General features: G+C 65.9%; 2 protein-coding genes. Both read right to left on the reverse strand.

The genetic code is table 11. The annotated features are described in order from the left end of the window. On the reverse strand, positions 1 to 358 hold a 358-nt coding region (locus NS334_RS16455), incomplete at its 3' end, for a hypothetical protein (RefSeq protein ID WP_153002796.1). Between the two features lie 136 nt (positions 359 to 494). Further along, complete coding sequence (locus NS334_RS16460) at positions 495 to 764, reverse strand: PilZ domain-containing protein (protein WP_206542691.1); 270 nt, start codon at positions 762 to 764, stop codon at positions 495 to 497. Positions 765 to 860: the final 96 nt, after the last annotated feature.

Consider the following 860-nt stretch of genomic DNA (forward strand, 5'->3'; position numbering starts at 1 on the left):
GGCCGGAACCACTCCGGTGAAGGGCCGGAGATCGCCTCGCTTCGACGGCGCCGGTCGCGGTCGTGTTCGACATCACGCGGATTTCGGCCCTGCCGGGGCCAACCGAGCCGGCCGTGCTCGCGAAGCGCTCCAGTTCGGGCCAGCGCTTGAGCACCCCAGCGATGCTGGAAACGCGCTTCGTCCCCGCTATCGCCTGTACGGCCGCGATCTCGGCGCTAGGCGGGGGATCGGACAACCTGAAGCGTACCGTCGGCTCGCCCAGACCGGCGGCAAGGAAGCCGGCGTGCACGCGCTCGATCATGTCGACAAGCGGGTCCTTGCGACTGGCGGCAAAGACCGAGAACACGGCGACGAACATCGATGAACCCTGCAAGCCGACTAGTAGCGTACGTGAGCAAAGTGACCTGCGGGAACACTGTCCCGGGGTATCGCTTCGCTCGCGCTTGCTACGAGCGAGGGCGCGGCTCGAAGGAATTGCGTGACGGGCCAGAGGATTACGTGAACCTGACCCCGATGCGGCGCTCCCGGCGCCAGGCGACCCGGCATGGACGGTTGGTGTGATCGCTGGGGATCACCAGGTTGAAGGTCTCTGGGATGCCGACCGGACTGGTGACTTCGAGCGCGGCTCCTGTCTCCGAGATGTTGCGGATCACACAGTCGATGGCACCACCATTGAAGTCAATTGAGCCGCGCTTGAGCACGCGATGCCGGAGCGCCCCGCGGTTGTTTGGCATGACCTGAACCACCTCCGGCGTGGCCGCCACGGCTTGTCCGGCCGTCTGCTTCCGCAGGCCCTCCGCGTGGAGCGTCGCGAACGCGAACTGCTCGTCGGGTGTCCCTTATTAAGATCTCCGAAGCCA

This window comes from Sphingomonas endophytica (assembly GCF_001476895.1).
Taxonomy (GTDB): domain Bacteria; phylum Pseudomonadota; class Alphaproteobacteria; order Sphingomonadales; family Sphingomonadaceae; genus Sphingomonas; species Sphingomonas endophytica_A.